The following is a 22,919-nucleotide window of genomic DNA, read 5'->3' on the forward strand; positions in this document are numbered from 1 at the left end:
CCGTCTGCTATAAAGCAGGTATGGCAGGCACCGTCCAAGGGGCTTTTCTAGTAAAAAATTACGAAATAACCGTTTGCACGTATTGTTGTGCGGATTGCTCTAGTTGCTCATCGGTCAATACTGCAGCACCATATTGTATGAAATAAGGGAGCAATTTGACACCAATCATATGGCCTGTAGCTTCCAGGGGTCTCAACAGCTCTTCGATCGTATATCTGTTCCGTCCGTCATGTTGATAGTTTTCCTCAACGCTGGCAGCAGACAAGGCGATCAACAACTCTTTGCCCTGTAGCTTGCCACCTTCGCTTCCATACGCCCAGCCGTAGGTTAAAACCTTATCCTGCCATTTTTTCAGTAAGGAAGGAGTGCTGTACCAGTAAAAAGGGAATTGCAGAACGATACGGTCATGCTGCTCTAGCAGTTCCTGCTCCTGGGCGACATTGATTTGCTCATCCGGATATACTTCATACAGGTTGTGAACGGTCACGCCGGATTGTTTCTTGAGTTCTTGCACCCATCTTTTGTTAATGCGAGATTCCGCAAGATCAGGGTGAACGACAATAACGAGGGTTGACATATAAAAACCATCTCCTTCGAACTTATTTATTGTAAGTAAATAACCAATACATATGTAATGATTTTAGTTTCAACTTATGGAATTGTCAACTCTATTAAATTTTAAGCTCTATATTCAAAAGACTCCGGCAAGCTCATGCCGGAGTCTCATCAAATGAAGTGTTTTTACATTAAGCGATATGATTAAGAGCAACAATTTTGTTTTTACCGGAGCGCTTAGCTTGATACAGATAGTCATCTGCTTGCTGAAAAAATACATCTTTATCTTTGTTCATTTCTTCTGTATAGCTTTTCAGTCCAATGCTTACGGTTACAGAAACGAGTTGCAATTTCTCCTGAAAGGTCATTTTCTCCACTTCACGACGGATGTTTTCGACGATCTGATAAGCTTCTTCGAAAGTATGCTCGAACATCAAAATAGCAAATTCCTCACCGCCATAGCGAGCCGCAATGTCATTTGCGGTAATCTGTTCTGTAATGATTTGCGAGATGCCTTCCAAAATTTTATCTCCGAACTGGTGTCCGTAAGTATCATTGATCTTCTTGAAATTATCAATATCCACTAACGCCAGATGGATGATCGCGCCTTGTTCGGCATATTCGAGTGCTTTTTCATAAAAGTTTTGAAAGGACAAATGATTGTACAGCTTCGTCAAGCCATCAGTCATTGACATTTTGCTGATAATCGCGTTACTGATCATTAATTCCTGTTGGGCGCGCTTTGTTTTATATAAATCCACTAACAAATCGCGGCCGCTGGCCTGAATAATGAGAGCAATAAAGGTGGACATAATTAAAAAGGTTGGAATCGCCACGATATCAAAGTCTGACAAATAGCTGCGGAATGATCCATCTGCTGTCAGCAACAGAAAAAAGACGACCACTTGCAATACAAAGGAAAGCCATATTAAGCGACGATTGAAGAACAGAATAGAAGAGAAAATAGGCAACAAACATAGCGCAGGAATAATCCGGATATCATAATTTAGGCGAATAATCATCCAGCAAATGACGGTGCTTGCCATAAACAGGATCGCAAAAGAATACCTGTTAAATTTAAAATAAGCCAACTCTGCCAGTAAGTTGGAACCACTCATGATTAGCGTGGGAACAATAAGGGTTCCGACGTAAAATTCATAAGGCGAAGCGTGGTAATCAAGAAATAAGTAGCTGCCCAGCTGGATGATAAAATGTACAGCTATAATCATCCAATACAGTAATAACATTTTGCGTACCCAGCGGGCTTGCTTTGTTTTGTAATCCATGGTTTGAGTAAGCCGTTTTGTCTTGTTCATGATGTCACCACACTTAATGTATCTTTAGCCATTCTCGTATTATAAGATACTATGTGGTGAAGTTGAAGCTAATTTTTTTGAGGGGCATGAACTCGTTAGCCCAGTAACACTTTTACCTGGTGAATAGTTCCATCTCCTGCAACCGGCAGAATATTATTCGTTAGAACAGTGCCATCCACGGTAACTGTAGCTACACCTTTGGAGACGTGTTGCGGATTCGTGATATGAATCACATATGTGTCGCCACGGAAGACGCGGGTGACTGTGAATTCTCCCCAGGATTTGGGGATGCACGGATCTACACGCAGACCGTCCCATTCCGGCTGAATACCGAGGATGGATTGAGTAATAGCTATAAAATTCCAAGCCGCAGTACCCGTTAGCCAGGAATTTTTGGCTTCACCTTCACGAACCGCATTCTTGCCCGCAATCATTTGAGCATACACATACGGCTCGGTGCGATGAATGTCGCTGATGTCCTCTAGATAAGCGGGAGCAATTTTGCTATACAGCTCGAAAGCGCGATCACCACGTCCTATGACAGCTTCTGCCATCATAATCCAGGGGTTATTGTGACAGAAAATACCTGCATTTTCCTTATACCCAGGAGGGTAAGAAGAGATTTCACCCAGATTAATATAGTAGCGGGAATAAGGCGGATGTTGCAGCACAATGCCATAGGGAGTTTCCAGCCGATCACGTGTAGAATCGAGAGCTTTTTGAGCCAGACCTTCTTCAACGCCAATTCCTGCCATTACACAGAAGCCTTGAGGTTCAATGAAAATTTGGCCTTCCTCACAATCCTTGCTGCCTATTTTGTCTCCATAATGGTCATAAGCACGTAAGAACCATTCCCCGTCAAAACCATGCTCCAATGTGGCTGTTCGCATACGATCTACATGCGCTTGAGCTGTTGCTGCTTCCTCATCCAATCCTCTGCGCTCGCAAAGCTCAACAAAATCCGGTCCTGTATATACGAATAGTCCGGCGATGAACACGGATTCGGCTATTCGGCCCTCCAAATTCTGTGTTGTCTGATAGGATTCATCTGGTGTAGCGGAAAAACAGTTGAGATTCAGACAGTCGTTCCAGTCAGCCCGGCCAATGAGAGGAAGACCATGCGGACCGAGATTGCCCACAACATGGTAAAAAGAACGCTTCAAATGCTCAAACAGAGTAGCCGTACGCTCTACATTCCCGTCAAAGGGAACTTGTTCATCCAGTATGCCAAAGTCTCCGGTTTCTTTGATATACGCTGAGGTACCGACAATAAGCCACAGCGGATCGTCGTTAAAGCCACCGCCAACCTCATGATTTCCTTTTTTGGTTAACGGTTGGTACTGATGATATGCCCCGCCGTTTTCAAATTGAGTAGAAGCGATGTCGATAATCCGTTCCCGTGCCCGCTCCGGTATTTGGTGGACGAAGCCGAGCAAGTCCTGATTCGAATCCCGGAAGCCCATTCCACGCCCGATACCAGATTCAAAATACGAGGCAGAACGCGACATATTGAACGTAACCATACACTGATAAGGGTTCCATATGTTTACCATTCGGTTCAGCTTGTCGTCGTGGCTTTGAAGGGTATACTTGGACAGCAGATTATTCCAATAGGTTCGCAGCTCACTCAACGCTCGTTCCACATCGGCTTCATCTGCAAACTGCGCAATCATGGCATGTGCCTGTTTTTTATTAATAGCACCGGGCGACTCCCATTTTTCTTCCTCGGGATTTTCCACATAACCGAGTATAAAGTTACAGCTTGTTTCTTCGCCTGGTTCCAGCGTTATCTCAATGCAATGTGATCCGATAGGGGACCATCCGCTGGCAATAGAGTTCGAGGCTTGCCCTGCGGCGACCGTCTGAGGCTGATCTAATCCGTTGTAGAGCCCGAGAAAAGCTTCACGGTCTGTATCATAACCCGCTAGCGGACGATTAGCAGAGAAAAAAGCATAGTGATTGCGACGTTCACGGTATTCCGTTTTGTGATAAATGATAGAATCTTGTATTTCAACCTCACCCGTGTTCAAGTTGCGCTGGTAGTTGGTCATATCGTCATAGGCGTTCCACAGACAAAATTCCACGAACGAGAAGAGTTTGATCTTTTTCGTTTGTAACGATGTGTTCTGAAGCTTAACCTGATGGACCTCGCCGTCAAAGGATAGGGGCACAAGAGCCAGCTGCGTGGCCCGAATACCGCTGCGTTCCCCCATAATTGAGGTATAGCCAAGTCCATGGCGGCATTCATACTGCTCCAGCTCCCGTTTGACCGGCATCCAGCCCGGAGTCCAATAATCCCCATCATCATAAATATAAAAATAACGACCACCGTTATCGACAGGAATATTGTTGTACCGGTAACGTGTTAAGCGACGTAAGCGAGCATCCCGGTAAAATGCATAGCCGCCACTTGTATTGGATATTAGTCCAAAAAATCGTTCATTACCTAAATAATTAATCCAGGGATAAGGGGTTTGAGGGGTGTGGATGACATATTCTTGGTTGACATCATCGAAGAAACCGTACTTCATGGGGCAGAACTCCTCTCGATTTGAAAAAATAAAGACCCAACACATGATTATATTCAAACATAAGGCCATTCTTTCTTTAGGAAGACATTTCCCGCCTTATGTAAAATGTGCTTGATTTTCTCAACCTTTCTGCTGGAATTTGCAAAATATTTGAAATGGGTAAATATACCTTTTTATGCTAAAATGAAAAAGTTAGAACTTAGCAAGGCAGGAGGTTGCAAGAATGGCACCTATCACATTATTTTTCATCCCGTATGCAGGCGGATCGGCGTCGGTCAGCTTCAAATGGAAAAAGTTTCTGTTTCCGCAGATTAAGCTTGTTCCACTGGAATTAGCGGGCAGAGGTATTCGTTCAGGGGAGCCGCTAAAGGAAAGCATTGAGGAGATGAGCGAGGATCTGTTGCACAAGATCAGCGAAGAGATAGCCCCCGGTGATCCTTATGCCATATACGGCCACAGTATGGGAACGATGATCTCATTCGAGCTGTACTACAAGCTGGTGGCCGCTGGATATGGCAAGCCTGCTCATCTGTTCGTTTCGGGTGGACGGGCACCGCATGTCCCAAGAAATTCTCCGTGGCTACACGATCTGCCTGCAGATCAGTTCAGGACGCATTTGCAGCGGTACGGTCAGCTTTCGGAAGCGATTTTTGACAATCGGGAATTATACGACTATTTTATGCCGGTGTTAAGAGCGGATTTCAAAGCTGTCGAGTTGTATAAGTACATGGCTAAAGCCGCACCTTTACATTGTCCTATCACCGCTTTGACGGGAATGACCGATAACACGGTGACCTTACAAGATGCAGAGGCGTGGGCGCACCATACGGATCAGCAATTTCGTATGTTTACCTTTGAGGGAGGACACTTTTTTATTCATGATGAAGTGGAACGGATTACGCACATCATCAATGAGACCTTGGAGCAGAGTACAGTAACAAGTAGCATACAACAATAAAAATAAGAGGTGATTTTTAGTGACAGTAGGTGTATTGGCACATTTGTTTGGCAAGTTGCCTTATCGTGAATTGGCTGCAAAGGTAGGCGCAGCGGGCTTTACTCATGTTCAGCTGGCTCCGTGGAGAGCGATCAGTGATGTGGATTTTAATAAACCGGGTAAGTTCAATCCGGGATTGGCACTGTCTATCGCAGAAGAATTTCGTAAGCATGGTGTATCCATATCGGTGCTCGGGTGCTATTTGCATTTTTTTATACAGGATGAGGAATTGCTGCGTGAAAATGTAGAGCGCTTTAAAGAGCTGATCCGATATGCGGGTCTGTTAGGAGCACCAATGGTAGCAGCCGAAGTCGGACGTAATGAGGATGGTACCGCCTATACGGAACGTGACTGGAGAGTTGTAAGGGAAGTAGTGCGTGAATTAGCAGATGAAGCGGAGAAGTGGGGCGTATTCATAGGATTGGAAGCTGCAAACGATCATTTGGTTGGAACTGCCGTAGAGCTGGCTACCTTTCTGGAGGAAGTACCTTCTTCACACATCGGTGTTGTGATTGATCCGGGTAATCTGCTGAAAACGGAAAATCTGGCGCAGCAGGATGAGATCATCCGCGAAGCTTTCCAACTGCTGGGCCCTCGGATTATCGCAGCCCATGCCAAAGACCGACGTTTGTCATCGTCAGGTGAAATTGAGACGGTGCCACCGGGTTTTGGTGACATGAACTATGGCCTCTACATGGAACTGCTGGAGCAGTACAAGCCGGGGGTTCATATTATTATGGAAGCTGCTCAGGAGCATGAAATGGCTGAATCCAGACGTTATATCGAAGGTCATCGGATAGCCGCTCAGAAAGCACAGCAAGTGCAGACGAAATAATGTATTCTTTCATATACTTAGGAATGATAAGTTAATAAATCGAGGACTTGGAAGCGCCATCTTTTCCAAGTCTCTGTTTCTTTAACCTTGTTAACCTTGCACAACTGCCACGATCACAATGACCCAGCTTGCCAAAAAAGCCAACCCGCCAATGGGGGTGATGGCCCCAAGCTTTTTCACACCGGATACACTAAGGGCATACAAACTACCAGAAAACAGGAGAATACCCACCAGCATAAACCAGCCTGCGGTAACGATGAGAGAAGAATGGACAAGGCTGTCAGCAAGAACTCCAAGCAGCAGCAAACCCAGTCCGTGAGCGATTTGATATTGAATTCCTGTTTGGAATATGCTCATCATGTCCACGGAAAGTCTCTTTTTCAATGCATGTGCGCCGAACGCTCCCAGAGCTACGGCTAAAAACATCACGATACAACCAAGCAATAGCAAAATTTTCATGTTTTAACGCCTCCCTGTGAAATAGTACCGATTCCAATCGATTTCGTCAATTTTCCTTGTGAAACTCTAAACATATAGATTTTTTCGACTCTCATTTGGCGCCTAGTGTGGTATATTTTTCCCAGGGCCAATGCGAAGCATTTGGAGCAATAGACAGCGTGTCCTCCACCTTTTTTATGGGAAAGTGAGGTGATGATGCTGTCTTTTTGTGTTGTCGTTTTTCGGAATAAAATCTTGTGCAAAGCCAAAATTGATAATGGAGAGGATGAATGCAAAAGTGATCAGCAGAAAATCCGTGTTCAGGAAATCTGTCTCTATGGTCATGTCAGCCATTTTGGTACTTCCGTTAACCTTGGGCTTATTTCAAGCCGAACCCGACCGTGCATCAGCCGCAACACCGGAATCGACACGCTTTCTACAATTGTATAAACAGCTGAAGGACCCGGCTAGCGGATACTTTTCAAAAGAAGGCATCCCTTATCATTCCGTTGAAACGCTCATGAGCGAGGCTCCGGATTACGGACACTTAACGACCTCGGAAGCATACAGCTACTGGATGTGGCTGGAAGTGCTGTATGGTCATTATACCGGGGATTGGGGGCATTTGGAATCCGCATGGGACAACATGGAGAAATATATCATTCCTGTGAATGAAGGCGATGGTAAGGAAGAGCAGCCAACAATGAGTAACTACAACCCGAACAGCCCTGCCACCTATGCCGCAGAATATCCGCAGCCGGATCAATACCCAAGTCGTCTGAGTGGTCAGTATGGTGCTGGCAAGGATCCACTGGACTCTGAGCTGAAGGCAACCTATGGCAATAACCAAACGTATCTGATGCACTGGCTGCTGGACGTGGATAATTGGTACGGTTTCGGCAATCTTCTGAATCCGTCGCATACAGCAGCCTATGTCAACACCTTCCAGCGTGGGGAACAGGAATCAGTCTGGGAGGCTGTACCGCATCCATCACAAGATAATCATAAGTTTGGCAAGTCTAATGAAGGCTTTATGAGCCTGTTCACCAAGGAAAATAATGCCCCGGCACAGCAATGGCGTTACACGAATGCCACCGATGCGGATGCACGGGCAGTTCAAGCGATGTACTGGGCTAAGGAATTGGGATATGACAACTCCGTATATTTGGATAAAGCCAAAAAGATGGGAGACTTTTTGCGTTACGGCATGTACGATAAATACTTCCAGAAAACCGGAAGCGCTTCCAACGGCAGTCCAATTGCTGGTACGGGCAAGGATGCCAGCCTTTACCTGATGGCGTGGTATACGGCTTGGGGAGGCGGACTGGGCCAAAGCGGCAACTGGGCTTGGCGTATCGGCGCCAGCCATGCACATCAGGGCTACCAAAATGTCGTCGCAGCGTATGCGTTGTCCGATCAAGATGGTGGATTAATACCGAATTCACCAACGGCGGGACAGGACTGGGCGACCTCGCTGAAGCGCCAACTGGAGTTTTATACTTGGCTGCAATCCGATGAGGGGGCCATTGCAGGCGGAGCGACGAATAGCTGGGATGGTGCCTACAAGGCTTATCCATCTGGCACAAGTACCTTTTATGGCATGGCTTATACAGGGGCTCCTGTATATAACGATCCACCGTCGAACAACTGGTTCGGGATGCAGGCTTGGCCTGTCGAGCGAGTTGCCGAGCTGTACTACATTTTAGCCAAGAAAGGGGATACTTCATCCGAGCAGTTTAAAATGGCTAAACAAGTGACGGAAAACTGGATAGCGTGGTCCAAGAGCTATGTATTTGCCAACGAACGGCCTGTGACTGATGCGCAGGGATACTATTTGGACGCTCAAGGTAAGCGTATTCTGGGTGGCAAGAATCCGAAAGTGGCTACTACAGCAGCTAAAGGGGAATTCTGGCTGCCGAGCAATCTGGAATGGAGCGGAAAGCCTGAAACCTGGAGCGGATTTGCCAATCATAAAGGTAATAGCAATCTCCATGTGGTAACAAAGAATCCAGGGCAGGATGCCGGAGTGCTGGGCAGCTATGTTAAAGCACTTACTTTCTTTGCTGCTGGAACGAAAGCTGAAAAAGGAGACTATTCCGAGTTAGGCAAGGAAGCTAAGGATCTGTCTAAAGCTTTGCTTGATGCTGCATGGGGTTATAACGATGGTATAGGCATTACAACGAAGGAAGCGCGCGAGGATTATTATCGCTATTTCACTAAAGAAGTGTATATTCCGAGCGGCTGGAGCGGTAAGACTGGACAAGGCAACACAATCCCTGGCACAGACGCTACACCGTCTGATCCGTCCAAAGGCGGTAATGGTACGTATTCCAGCTATAGTGACATTCGGCCTAATATCACTAAAGATCCGCAATGGTCTTATCTCAAGGATAAATACACGACTTCATGGAACAAGCAGACCAAAAAATGGGATAAGGGTGCTCCAGAATTTACGTATCACCGTTTCTGGTCCCAAGTGGATATGGCAACGGCTTATGCCGAGTATGACCGTCTCATTAACGGTAGTGGACCAACCGAGCCGACAGCTCCCAAAGCTCCGGCAAATGTGAAGGCAAACGCAGGGGATGCTCAGGTTACACTGACCTGGAGCAAAGCGACGGGTGCCGATAGCTATACAGTCAAGCGCTCGACAACCAGTGGTGGCCCTTATACCACAGTAGCAACGGTAACAGACAGCACTTACAAGGATACAGGAGTGGTGAATGAAACCACTTATTATTATGTGGCAAATGCAACAAATTCTTTAGGAACCAGCCCGAATTCTGCCGAGGTCAGTGCCAAGCCTACGGCAGCACCCATTCCGGCAACGGGAGATGTGATTGCCCAATACCGCGTGGGCGACACCAACCCGGGAGATAACCAGATTCGGCCACTGTTCCGTATTGTAAACAAGGGTAAAGAGGCTGTTGATCTGAAGAATGTCAAGCTGCGATACTACTACACCGTAGATGGCGACAAGTCACAGGAATTCCATTGTGACTATGCACAGTTGGGTAGTAGTAACGTTCTGGGACGTTTTGTAAAACTGGATAAGGCCGTTACAGGCGCAGATTATTATCTGGAAATCTCCTTTGGAGCGGGTGCGGGAAGTCTGGCAGCAGGGGAAAATACAGGGGATATTCAGATTCGCATGAATAAGACGGACTGGAGCAACTATAACGAAAGTGATGATTTTTCCTATGATCCAACCAAGACCTCTTATACGGATTGGGATAAAGCACCTTTGTATATAAACGACAAACGTGTCTGGGGTCTGGAGCCTTGATTGTAAACTAATTGTAGAGATTACGGGCGGAACGTGAGAATGTTGAATTCACTTCCGTCCGTTTTTTTGTGATCGGATTCGTGGTACACTATGATCGTTACATCACTACATACATGACCGAGGTGACCTGAGACATGAATGACAATTTGGCACAGGCTCTGAATGAGCAAATGAACTTTGAATTTTACTCCGCTCACGTATATCTGGCGATGGCTGCTTATTGCTCCAGTGAAAGTCTGGATGGGTTTGCAAACTTCTTCCTGGTACAAGCTGAGGAGGAGCGGTTTCATGCCATGAAACTGTATAAATACATTAATGACCGTAGAGGACGCGCTACATTAGCTGCATTGCCTGAGCCGAAAAATAGCTACGATTCCATGCTGGACGTATTTGAGCATGGCTACAAGCATGAGCAGCAAAACACGCAAAAATTTTATCATTTGGCTGACTTGGCCCTCGATGGACGTGAGCATGCAACGATCCATTTCCTGAAATGGTTTATTGATGAGCAAGTCGAAGAGGAAGCCCTGTTCGACAGTGTTATCCAGAAGCTTAAGCGCATTGAAAGAGACAGTAACGCCTTTTATATGCTGGACAGTGAGTTTGCCAAACGCAGCTTTACTGCCCCTGCGGAGTAACACAGCATACATGTTGTGTTTGAATGCCGGAGATATGGCCCGCATTTTATTCGTCTAGAACGTAGAGGAGCCCGATTCGGGCTTTTTTGCGTTGACTTAATTAACGAATTCCCATCATTCGAGGGGCTATTGTTATTTTAAATGGAGTTATAGAAAAAATTAATTTGTCGCTGAATGGTGAGCATGCTACAGTTATGTTAACTTTTATATCTTATTAAATAGATGGGAATAGTTATATAGTGATTCACTCGTTTTATAAAAACATTATAAGGAGGCGGGTTAGTATGAGTGAAATCTATCGTCTGGCACTCCAGGAGGACGCAGAAAGATTGCAGTATGTGACGTATGAGGCATATGAAACAATTCGGCAGTTGGAGCTTCGATGGCCTGCCGCTCAGGCAGACGTTGCTCTCATTCAAGAAAACATTAAAAATAATGATTGCTATGTGCTGGAAGTAGACGGTGTCATTCAGGCTACCGTTAGCCATCTCAAAAATAGAGCCCTTAATTTTATAACCGATCTACCGTTTGTGATGTGGTTTGCTGTAGACCCGGCTGCCCAGGGCAAAGGATATGGGAAAAAACTGCTGAACTGGGTAGAGCAAACGATTATTCGTGACAAGGTCGGTGCTCCTGCTGTGACGCTGGCGACTGCGGAAAAGCATCCCTATTTGCTATCCATGTACGAGCGTTGGGGGTATGAACGTATCCATGCTTTTGACCATGGAACAGGGGACGGGACGATGCATTTATTGCGTAAAGTGGTGAATCCTGAATTATTCTCCACCTACATTCGTGAAAAAAATGAAGCCGAGACAGCTAACCGAAATTAGACGCGATCATAGGGAACGGACGAAGTCGATTCGTTCGCAGAAGGGGGGAGGAACGAATGAAGTTTGTTTGTTCAGCCTAATAGCTAATCTGCCTAATGCGATTACCGAAGAAGCCTGGAGTTCGCAGCAAAAAACGCTAATTGATCATTACCGTGAACGGCTCGCTTATTACGGTCATGATCCTGCTCAGGCCGTAATTGGTGCCGGAGCCGGGAGCTTGTATCTGGGGATACAGACGAGGAAGCGATCAGACGCTATCGCCCGTATTATGATGCCTACCACTCGACGACGGTAGCTCAGCATAAGGGTAGATGGGCTGGGAGAGCAGGAGCAGCTTGAACAGCTGCATCAGTTTGCCGAGGATATCATACCGGTATTGCGGCGAGAGATTCCCAGTACGATTTGGCAGCAGGGACCGAACCTAGATGACGGAAGCAGGTCGATTATCGTATGATGCAAAAGCCTTATCTCAGAAAAGTCTCCCATGCAGGGGGCTTTCGGGTCTGTGCCGACCAAGAGATAGGGTTTTTGTAGTGTAAATATGTATGAATAATTTCCATATAATTACTTGTTTTAAAAAAAGAAAAACATTGACATTTATGGAATACTCACTTTATGATGTTAGTGAAGTGTTATATATTTGACGCTTTTTTTATTTAGAACAACCACCTTGAATGACTCCCATATTTAATGATTAAGTTCATCTATGATGCTGAAATATTAAGTTTTTAATTACATATTTCAGTCCACTCAAATTCACAACCCCCTAAGATTATACACTTAATTTGTTTCCTTTCGCTCACACCGCGGAATGCAATTTGTAATCCTATGAACGTTCAACAATCTTCTGTTCATTGTTGCTATGGCTGTCTCGATACATATATATGTCAAAATATATGCCTTGAGGCATTTTTTGTGCTTGAGGCTGTACTTAGCCCTTACTTCTTTGCAATTTTTTGTCATTCACTCCGTGTCTATATGTACGAGGTTGGAACCATTCTGTCATTTGTCGCAGACGTATGCTGGGCTGGCTTATGAAAATTCAGTGGTAAAGGGGATATAAATATGGGGAATGAATATCCGGCGGCGGGATCGGTAATGGATCAGCATCAATCATCTATTCGCCAAAAGTTAGCGAAAATGATTGGAAATGTGTCCCAGCTTAGTCTGGGAGAATTGGAGCCGCAAGTACATTTTTTGGAGCTTGGATTGGATTCCATTAATTTGTCCCAAGTCCGTCATAGCATCAAGGATACATTTGGATTGGACATTCCAATGAATGAGTTTTTTGAAACACTAACCAACTTGGAGCTGTTAACGAGTTATGTCGCTGAACGGGTGGTTATCTCTACAGATTCTCCAAATGAAATTGTATTGGAAAACCATCTGGAAGCTCCATTCATTTTAAATAAGCAGCATTTGAACGAGCAGACGGTACCTGATGTATTTCAAACATATCGTCAAGCGGACCTTCCGGCATCCACGTCAATTCATGCAGCAGAGCCGACAGAAGTTCAAAGCTTCCAGGGGTCTGCTTCTTCTATGGGTCTAGAACGGATTTTGGAGCAACAGCTTCACCTGATGTCACAGCAGCTTGATGTCCTGCAGTACAGTAACTCTGCTCCTGTGGCAGATTCCGCTACATTCCAGACGAGAACGCTAATATCACCTTCGGTGTCGGTCGACGGAGAAAAGAGCGGGCTGGTTCGAGCAGAAGTTAAGCAAGAGATCGCCGCCTCTCAGGTATCCGCTTTATTTACCCCAATTGACTCAAAACAGACTGATCCCCAACCCAAGTCGTTCACACCATACAAAAATCTGGATGTTAAAACGCGCGAATTGCTTACGAACCGTCAGGAACAACATCTGCAAGAGCTGATTGAGCGCTACACGGCCCGTACGCGTAGCACCAAACAGTACACCCAGCAATATCGCTCCGTATACGCCAATAACCGCAATGTGGCTGGTTTCCGACCTGTTTTGAAGGAAATGGTGTACCAAATCGTATCCCAACGCGCCGATGGTTCAAAAATTTGGGATCTGGACGGCAATGAATATGTCGACTTGACGATGGGCTTTGGTGTGAATCTGTTCGGACACAATCCAGCCTTTATTCGTGAAAAAATTGAGGAAGAACTGAAGAACGGCATGTGTGTCGGCCCCATGTCCAACATGGCCGGACAGGTCGCTGAGCGAATATGCAAGATGACCGGCGTGGAACGGATTGCTCTGTATAATTCCGGTACCGAGGCCGTTATGGTCGCGCTCCGTTTGGCACGTGCTGCCACAGGACGGGCTAAAGTCGTCATTTTTGCTGGCTCGTATCACGGTACATTCGACGGGGTGCTGGCACTGGGGAGCGCGGGTGATAACAAGGAGCATTCGACACCTCTAGCTCCCGGTATCTTGCAGCATATGGTGGACGATGTCGTCGTGCTTCATTATGGGGCGGACGATTCCCTGGATTATATCCGCACCCACGCACATGAACTGGCCGCGGTTATAGTGGAGCCGGTGCAAAGCCGTCGACCAGATTTTCAGCCTAAAGCCTTTTTGCAGGAAATTCGCCAAATAACGGAGCAGTCGAGTACTGCCTTCATTTTTGATGAAGTCATCACAGGCTTCCGGATTCAGCCCGGAGGGGCCCAAGCGTGGTTTGGGGTGCAAGCCGACCTCGTGACCTACGGTAAAATCATTGGCGGCGGGCTGCCCATCGGCATCGTAGCCGGAAAAGCCGCCTTTATGAACGGGATCGACGGAGGCACATGGAGCTTCGGGGACGATTCCTATCCGCAGCATGAGCAGCAGCGAACCTTTGTCGCAGGAACCTTCTGCCATCATCCGCTGGCAATGGCTGCATCCTTAGCGGTGCTAGACCATTTGGAGAAAAATGGCGAGCAACTGCAAAATCGCTTGAACAGCCGCACCTCGGCGTTAGCAGCGGAACTGAACAGCTATTTCATTGACGAACACGTACCTATGAAGGTCGTTCACTATGGTTCCCTATTCCGCTTCGTGCTCAAAGGTGATCTGGAATTGTTCTTTTATCACATGCTGGACAAAGGCATCTATATCTGGGAAGGACGAAACTGCTTCTTGTCCACGGCCCATACCGAGGAAGATATTGCGCGAATCGTACAAGCGGTCAAGGATAGCGTGAATGAGTTGCGTAAAGGGGGATTTTTACCGGACCCGCCCCCGAATGGAAACGGCCCGGACCCAGATAAGCAATCTGTATCCGTATCTCTTGGGTCCGAAGCAGTGGGTGTTCCAGAAAGTGTGATTGCGCTGACTCCAGACCAAAAGCAGCTTTGGTTCGCCTCCGTCTCGGAACGAAGCGACTCTCAAGCCTTACACGAAACGGCCTTGCTACGGTTTCGCGGCCCATTTCAACCGGAGATTTTCACCGGGGCAATCCGTACCATTATGAGCCGCCATGAAGCTCTACGCACCTTCATAAGCCCCGATGGGGAGACACAGGTAGTTGCTTCTGTGATGAACATCGAGGTACCGCTGCATGATTTCACGGGCTTCCCTTCGGATCAACAGGAACAGCACCTCCAAACATGGATGATTGAGGACAGCACCATGCCGTTCCCTTTCACACCGGATGAGCCGCTATTCCGTGTTCAATTACTGAAAACATCGGAGCAGGAACACCTTGGTGTGTTTACCTTCCATCATTTGATTGCTGATGGCTGGTCGATGGGTGTATTCATGCAGGAGCTGGAACAGATCTACTCCGCACAGGTTCGTCATGAAGCGGTTACTTTACCCGCCCCAGTACCTTTTCGGAATTATGCCGCTTGGCAGCAAGATGAGCTGAGGACGGGGGGAGAGGAAGCCGTCGCTTTTTGGTCGACCGTACTGGAGAAGTCTTTGCCTGTTCTAGATCTGCCTTCCCCAGTACGTGGAATACAGGATCCATCCTCCAACGGAAGCCGACATACCGTTATTCTTGAAGCGCCACTCGTCAAACAATTGAGAACAACCAGCATCAAGCTCGGCAGCAGTCTGTTCGTCACCTTGCTATCGGCATTTCAAATTTTTCTGCATCGGCTGACAGGACAGCAAGAAATAACTGTTAACGTGCCTACGGCGGGACAATCACATATGGACACCTTCTCACTGATCGGCAATTGCGTCAACTTGCTTCCAGTCATTGGCAAGGTGCGACCTGAGATTACTTTTAGTGAATATACTGAAGTGATCAAAAAGCGAATGCATGAACTGGAGGCTTACCAAAAATACAGCTTTGCCGGATTGGCTCAACTGGGGCTAAAGCATCTGCCTGTGATGAATGTTGTATTTAATATGGATCGGCCGATTCCGCGTTTTCAATTCCATCAATTGGATGTTGAAGTGCTTGAAAACGCTGTAGCTTTCAGCAAATATGAGTTGTTTTTGAACGTCACAGAGGTACAGAAGCAATTACGTCTGGATTTTGAATTTAATACGGATCTTTTTGAGGTAGTCACGATTAAAGAATGGGCTGGATATTTCCTCCATCTGCTGCATTCCATCGTGGCGGACGAGAGAAGCCGTGTTTCCTCACTATCTTTACTTTGCGGTTCGGAAAAGGAACAGCTTTTAGCTACTTGGGCTGCGAACGCCGACATCCACGGTAATTATCCTTGCGTTCTCGATGCGTACAAGCAGCCAGCTCCTGCCGGAACAGCGGGGGAAGTGTATCAAGCCTCGGCAGACGCAGGTTTGTTGGGTACAACTCGGGAATGGGCTTACGTCAAAGCTGGAGGCAAGCTACAGCATATGGGTCATTTGAACCGGATGATGCACATTCGCGGGCACCAGGTCAATCTGGAGCAACTGGAAAAATACTTGCTGCAAATGTTCCAATTGGAGAGCTGCGTCATTACGTCACAAATGGATGAAGCTGGAGAAGTTTCTTGTGTGACGGCTTATGTGGCGACAAGCGCATCCGTTCCTTGGGAAGAAGCCGAATTGAAACAGGCTGTGAATGAAGCATTTCCAGATTATACGCAACCCCGTTATTGGATTCTAATGGATCAGATTCCGCTCTTGCTTGATGGTCAGCCGGATCTGCAGGCTCTGCCGGAGCCGGGACAGTCCAGTCTTTTTACGCCAAAAGGTGCCGACGCTGAGTTGCATGCCGTAGAGGATCAACTCGTGACTATTTGGAAGGATGTTTTGAATGTACATGAAGTCCGCCGACATGATAACTTTTTCCAACAGGGTGGAGATTCGTTAAAAGCGACGGTCATTCTCTCCAGAGTGAGCAAAGAGTTGGGTGTACAGATTCCGCTTAGCCATATTTTTGAGCTGCAAACAATCGCGGAGCTGGCAACTTATGTGACCAGAGGAACCAAACAGACGTATGAACCGATTGTACCCGTAGCAACCCAACCTTTTTATCCAGTTTCCTCATCCCAAAAAAGGATGTACGTACTAGATCAATTGGGAGGGGGAACGGCTTATCATGTATCCGGTCAGCTTCACATTGAAGGCAATTTGGACATTACCCGATTTATTGGGGCTGTTCAGGAAGTTGTTTTGCGACATGATTCCTTTCGGACGTATTTTGAACTGGAAGACGGGGAAGTCGTACAAAAAGTTCGGGACACGATATCGTTTGATATCCCGTTCTCCCCAATCACCAAGGAAGAAGCAATACGGGCACAAGCTTTGTTTGTTCAGCCTTTTGACTTGGGAACAGCGCCTTTGTTCCGCGCCGAGCTGTTTGAAGTTATTCAGAGCGGCTTCGTGCTGCTAGTAGATATGCATCATATTATTGCGGACGGGTTCTCTATGGCTGTGCTGCTGGAGGAGATCATTCAGCGTTATCAGGGTAGACAGCTTGCCCAGATTCAGCTTCATTACAAAGACTTTGTTGCTTGGCATAACGAGCAAATCACGGGTAGCTTATTACAAACGGATGAAACATTCTGGCTCGAAACCTTGAATGGGGAACTTCCTGTACTGAACATGCCTACGGACTTTCCGCGTCCGCAAGCCCAAAGCTTTGAAGGAGATAGCTTCACTTTCACGTTGGAACTTGAAATGACGCATGCGCTCTACAAGCTGGCTCAGGATACCGAATCGACGATCTTCATGGTACTTTTGGCGGCGTATAACGTTCTGTTAGGAAAATATTCGGGTCAAGAGGATATTATCGTTGGTTCTCCTGTTGCCGGAAGACGGCATGCAGACACACAAGCGATGATTGGCCTGTTCGTGAATACACTCGTTTTCCGTAACCAGCCGCAGTCGACTTTATCGTTTCAATCCTTTTTGCAGGAGGTCAAACAAAGCTCGCTATCGGCACTGGAGCATCAGGACTATCCGTTTGACGAGCTGGTAGACAAGCTGGAGCTGGTTCGGGATTTAAGCCGAAATCCGGTGTTCGATACGATGTTCAGTTTGCAAAATGTCGGCACAGATGTTTTGGAGGCCGGAGGCATCCGTTTTATACCGGAAGAATTGAACGCTGGCATATCCAAAGTTGATTTTTCATTACATGTGACTGAGGGAAAAGATCGGTTATCTTTCACTTGGGAGTATGGCACGAAGCTGTTTAAGATGGATACGATCCAACAGATGGCGAAGCATTTTGTGCGAATTTTGGAGACGGTGACGAAGGATGTTGGTGTCACTTTGGCTGATATTGATATCGTATCGGATGAGGAGAAGTATTTACTTGTGTCCGGGTTCAATGATACAGCCGTACCTTTCCCGCAGGGTGAAACGCTGCATGAGCAGTTTGAAAAACAGGTTGCGAAAGCGCCAGAGCGGTTGGCATTGGTATTTGGGGATGAACAACTGACTTATCGGGAACTGAATGAACGGGCCAATCAATTGGCTCGCATATTACGTAGTCACGGTGTAACGAGAGACCATTTGGTCGGTTTGATGACGGAGCGTTCGGTGGATATGATCGTTGGAATATTCGGTATTTTAAAGGCCGGGGGCGCGTATGTGCCAATTGATCCGCTGTACCCGGAAGAGCGTATCCGCTACATGCTGGACGACTCGGGAGCAGAGCTGCTGTTAACGCAAAGTCACTTGGTGGAAAATGTAGCCTTCGACGGCAAGGTCTTGGTGTTGAACGCGGAGCAGGCTGAATATACAAAATCACAGCCGGATACGCAGAACGAGATGATTCAGGAGCACCGGATTTTTACCTCCGTGTATCATGAGGACGGCTCGAATCTGGAACCGATATCCGGGCCGAACGATCTGGCCTACATGATTTATACCTCAGGAACGACCGGGCAACCGAAAGGGGTCATGATTGAACAAAGCAATGTAATCAATTTGACACATGCTTTGTCTGAGCGTGTGTATAGCCGCTATGATCACCCTTTACACGTGGCGTGGCTGTCAGCGTATGTGTTTGACGCCTCGGTACAGCAAATTTTTGCAAGTCTGCTGTTGGGACATGCACTGCACGTTGTTGCGCGTGATATCAGTCTAAATGGTGAACAGCTTATCGCATACTATCGTGAGCATCAGATCGACCTGTCAGATGGTACGCCAGCGCATTTGTACATATTGAACGAAACAGCCACGGCAACAGAAGCGCCTGGAGTGAAGCATTACCTGATCGGCGGCGAAGCGCTGTCCGTACAGTTAGTGAACGGATTTTTGCATAAATGGTCCGGGTATCAGCCTGTAATCACGAATGTGTATGGCCCGACTGAAACGACGGTAGATACAACCGCTTATACAATTGAAGATGCAGAAGTCCTGAATGTACTTCTAGATAAAGGAGTGCACACACTTTCCATCGGAACTCCGTTGGCCAACCACTCGGTGTATATTTTGGATGCCCGGCACAAGCTGGTTCCGATGGGTGTTGCCGGTGAGCTGTATATCGGCGGGGCTGGTGTAGGACGTGGTTATCTGAACTTGCCGGTCCTGACGGCAGAGAAGTTTATCCCCAATCCGTTCATCGAAGAAGAGACTCAACGAGCTACAGGATTACTAACAACTCGCGCCAACAGAATGTACCGAACAGGTGACCTTGCGAAATGGTTGCCGGATGGCACGATTGAGTACTTGGGTCGGATTGATCATCAAGTGAAGATTCGAGGTTATCGGATTGAGCTGGGTGAGGTGGAGGCGCATTTGCTGAAGGTAGAGGCTGTGCAAGAGGTCATCGTGCTGGCTCATCCCGACGAACAGGGACAACATCAGCTCGTTGCCTACTATGTAGCGGAACGGGAAGTAAGTGCCGGTGAATTGCGTGGCTTACTGGGCAAAGAGCTTCCGAATTACATGGTGCCTTCATACTTTGTGCAGCTGGAGCACATGCCGCTGACTCCAAACGGTAAAATTGACCGCAAGGCGTTGCCTGTACCGGACGGAAGTTTGCAAACGGGAGCGGATTATATCGCGCCGCGTACGTGGGTGGAATCGAAGCTGACGCAAATTTGGCAGGATGTGCTGGGCCTGGAGCAAGTCGGCGTGAAAGCAAACTTTTTCGAAATTGGCGGACACTCATTACGTGCAACCACACTGGTCTCCAAGATTCACAAAGAACTGAACAAATCACTTCCGTTGCGCATCATTTTTGAAGCGCCGACGATTGAACAGCTGGCAGCGGTTATTGAAAATCTGGATCAAGTGGCGTATGCGTCCATTCCAGTAACGGTAGAAAGCAGCTTCTATCCGCTGTCCTCCGCGCAAAAACGGATGTATGTTCTGCAACAGCTGGATCCCCATGATGTGAACTACAACATGCCTGCCGTGTTCCAGGTAAGCGGCCCGCTGGATGTAAACCGAATGGAAGAAGTATTCCGTCAGTTGATCTTACGCCATGCAACCCTTCGCACCCACTTTGAAATGGTGAACAGCGAGCCGATGCAGCAGATTCAAGATAATGTATCGTTCGAAGTGGAGTACGTGAAGGTGCAGGCAGGGCATGAAGTAACGTATCCAGCTGTTGAACGACAAACCTACCTGGAAGTTTTAAATTGTGATACAGCACTGGAGCAATATGCATCGGTGTCTGAGCTGCTTGCAAGCAGGAAAGTACAAGAATGTGTTCAACGCTTTGTGCGTCCATTTGATCTGCAAGCCGCTCCGCTGCTGCGGGTAGCTTTGATGGATTTATGCGTACAGGGAATAGAAGAACCGCAGTATCTGTTAATGCTCGATATGCATCATATTATCTCGGACGGTGTGTCGACGGGTGTGCTGACCCGCGAATTTGCTCGCTTATATAGCGGCGAAGAACTATCCCCATTGCGGATTCAATACAAGGATTATGCCGTTTGGCAACAAAGTAAAGCACGGCAAGATTGGATGAAACATCAGGAAGCATACTGGCTGGATACCTTTAGAGGTAATCTGCCTGTACTGAACTTGCCAACGGACTTTACACGTCCTGCGGTACGAAGCACGGCAGGCGCTACGGTGGTATTCGGCTTGGAACGCGAAGTCAGCGAGCGCTTGAAGGAACTGGCAGCCCAGACAGGTTCGACGCTGTACATGGTGCTGCTGGCAGTCTATACAGCGCTGCTGCATCAGTACACCGGACAGGAAGACATTATTGTCGGCACCCCGATTGCAGGACGACCACATGTGGATTTGGAGCCGATCATCGGGATGTTCGTCGGTACGCTGGCCATGCGTAATCATCCAACCTCAACGCAAACATTCCGTCAGTACGTGGAGGACGTGAAAAAACGGGCCTTGCAAGCATATGAGCATCAGGACTATCCGTTTGAGGAACTGGTGGAAAAGCTGAACGTGAAACGGGATATGAGCCGCAACCCACTGTTCGACACGATGTTTGTGCTGCAAAACACCGAAGAAAGTGAGCTGAGACTAGCGGATATCAGCTTCCGTCCATATGGTATGGAACAGGCTCCGGCGAAGTTTGACCTGATGCTGGAAGCCAGTGAGAAGGAAGAAAGTATTCAATTCGGATTAGAGTATGCAACGTCACTGTATGAGCGAGAAACCATCGAGCAGATTACGCGCCACTTCGTACGGTTGGCTGAAGCTATTGCGGTGAATCCCGATACGACGTTGGGTGAGCTGGAATGGGTCACAACAAAAGAAACCGTACCTATCCTAAAAATCCATCAAGACCGCCAAAAGGCTTCTCGTTACTGGAGGGCATATTTGGAGGGGAATACGGAGCCGTCCCATTTGCCTCAGGCAAAAATGCTGAGTAACAAGAAATATCAGCCAGAGCAACTTGATTTTGATCTGGGTGTAAGTCTGACGATCCAGATTCAGCAGATCGCCAAGCGTCATCAGGTGACTTTAAATACGCTGATCCAGAGCGTTTGGGGCATATTGCTGCAAAAATATAATGGCACGGATGACGTCGTGTTTGGCAGTATGGATTCCGAGCGTACGATGGACGCTTCACAAGTAGGGCAAATAATTGAGCAGCACATAAATACGATACCTGTACGGATCAATAGTCATGAGGAAAGCCTGTTCTCGGATTTGATGAAACAAATTGAGAAGCAGTCTAGATCTATCCATGCGCATGCCATGTATTCACTGGATGAAATTCAAGCGTTGTTGGAGCTTAAGGAGGATTTGATCAACCATATACTCATTTTTGTAAATGATTCAGGTGAGGAACAAGCTGAGCAAGTGAATGACGTTGCCGAAGCTAGTTTCAGTAGGAATCGTGTAGAGTCCGTCGAACCGACGAGCTATGACTTTAATCTGGTGGTACAGTCGGGGAAAGCCATTCACATGAGCTTTAATTACAATGCTCTGGCTTTTGAGCAGGCAAATATAGAACAGATTCAGAGACATCTGGTGCAGCTGCTGGAGCAGGTAACGGCCAACCCGAATATTCCTGTACGTGAGCTGGATGTATTGAGTGAGCAAGAACGCGAGCAAATCCTTCGCGTGTGGGGAGATACGGCAGCGGACTATCCAAGCGAGCAGACCATTCACGGTTTGTTTGAAGCGCAGGCTTTGCAAACCCCAGAGCAGGCGGCCTTGTTCTTCGAAGGAGAACAGCTGACCTACCGCGAGCTGAATGAACGAGCCAACCGATTGGCTCGTACCTTACGGAGTCATGGCATGACGAAGGATCGTCTGGTGGGTCTGATGACGGAGCGCTCGATAGATATGATCGTGGGGATGTTCGGGATTATGAAAGCCGGAGGCGCGTATGTTCCGATAGATCCGACGTACCCAGAGGAACGTATCCGCTACATGCTCGATGACTCAGGTGCAGAATTGCTGCTAACGCAAAGCCATCTGGTGGAAAAGGCTACTTTTGGCGGCAAGGTACTGGTGCTGGATGGGGTGCAGGAGGTCTACCACGAGGACGGTTCGAATCTGGAGCCATTGTCTGGCACGAACGATCTGGCATATGTGATTTATACGTCGGGGACGACGGGACAGCCGAAGGGTGTGATGATCGAGCACCGCGGGCTGTGTAATCTCAAAACCTATTTCGATGAAACCCTACAGATGAGCTTGTCGGATCATGTCTTGATGTTTGCCAGTTATTCCTTTGATGCCGCTTGC

At 47.4% G+C, this 22,919-nt stretch carries 9 protein-coding genes and 2 pseudogenes; 7 read left to right on the plus strand and 4 right to left on the minus strand.

Features of this window, described 5'->3' with window-relative positions; all coding sequences use genetic code 11:
- Positions 1–58 precede the first annotated feature (58 nt).
- The 3 genes from AC5ELV_RS23205 to AC5ELV_RS23215 form a co-directional block, all read right to left on the minus strand.
- Positions 59–577, minus strand: coding sequence for an NAD(P)H-dependent oxidoreductase (locus AC5ELV_RS23205; RefSeq protein ID WP_493432066.1), 519 nt, complete (start codon positions 575–577; stop codon positions 59–61).
- Between the two features lie 169 nt (positions 578–746).
- Positions 747–1,871: a GGDEF domain-containing protein gene (locus AC5ELV_RS23210; RefSeq protein ID WP_493432067.1), complete on the minus strand. Its 1,125-nt coding sequence runs from the start codon at positions 1,869–1,871 to the stop codon at positions 747–749.
- A 95-nt stretch (positions 1,872–1,966) separates the two neighbouring features.
- A complete protein-coding gene (locus AC5ELV_RS23215) occupies positions 1,967–4,402 on the minus strand; it encodes a glycoside hydrolase family 94 protein (protein ID WP_493432068.1) in 2,436 nt (811 codons plus the stop codon).
- Positions 4,403–4,625: 223 nt separating this feature from the next.
- Here AC5ELV_RS23215 and AC5ELV_RS23220 point away from each other — a divergent pair, with 223 nt between their 5' ends.
- Entirely contained in the window at positions 4,626–5,360 is a 735-nt protein-coding gene (locus AC5ELV_RS23220; RefSeq protein WP_493432069.1) for a thioesterase II family protein, read from the plus strand.
- Between the two features lie 19 nt (positions 5,361–5,379).
- On the plus strand, positions 5,380–6,234 hold the full coding sequence (locus tag AC5ELV_RS23225; RefSeq protein ID WP_493432070.1) for a sugar phosphate isomerase/epimerase family protein: 855 nt from the start codon (positions 5,380–5,382) through the stop codon (positions 6,232–6,234).
- Positions 6,235–6,324: 90 nt separating this feature from the next.
- Here the strand turns inward: AC5ELV_RS23225 and AC5ELV_RS23230 are convergent, their stop codons facing one another.
- A complete protein-coding gene (locus tag AC5ELV_RS23230) occupies positions 6,325–6,693 on the minus strand; it encodes a DUF423 domain-containing protein (RefSeq protein ID WP_493432071.1) in 369 nt (122 codons plus the stop codon).
- Positions 6,694–7,009: 316 nt separating this feature from the next.
- On the opposite strand from AC5ELV_RS23230, the gene AC5ELV_RS23235 reads away from it, so the two are divergent.
- The 5 genes and pseudogenes from AC5ELV_RS23235 to AC5ELV_RS23255 all read left to right on the plus strand — a co-directional run.
- A complete protein-coding gene (locus AC5ELV_RS23235; protein WP_493432075.1) occupies positions 7,010–9,958 on the plus strand; it encodes a glycoside hydrolase family 48 protein in 2,949 nt (982 codons plus the stop codon).
- A gap of 134 nt (positions 9,959–10,092) precedes the next feature.
- Positions 10,093–10,596 carry a ferritin gene (locus tag AC5ELV_RS23240; RefSeq protein ID WP_013310291.1) on the plus strand — a complete coding sequence of 168 codons (504 nt, stop codon included), beginning with the start codon at positions 10,093–10,095 and terminating at the stop codon, positions 10,594–10,596.
- A 284-nt stretch (positions 10,597–10,880) separates the two neighbouring features.
- Positions 10,881–11,429 carry a GNAT family N-acetyltransferase gene (locus AC5ELV_RS23245; RefSeq protein WP_023988541.1) on the plus strand — a complete coding sequence of 183 codons (549 nt, stop codon included), beginning with the start codon at positions 10,881–10,883 and terminating at the stop codon, positions 11,427–11,429.
- Positions 11,430–11,550: 121 nt separating this feature from the next.
- A pseudogene (locus tag AC5ELV_RS23250) lies at positions 11,551–11,883 on the plus strand (LLM class flavin-dependent oxidoreductase); the annotation flags it as partial.
- 611 nt (positions 11,884–12,494) lie between these two features.
- Positions 12,495–22,919: pseudogene (locus AC5ELV_RS23255) on the plus strand (amino acid adenylation domain-containing protein); the annotation flags it as partial.

It is taken from the genome of Paenibacillus sp. NMA1017, assembly GCF_058895805.1.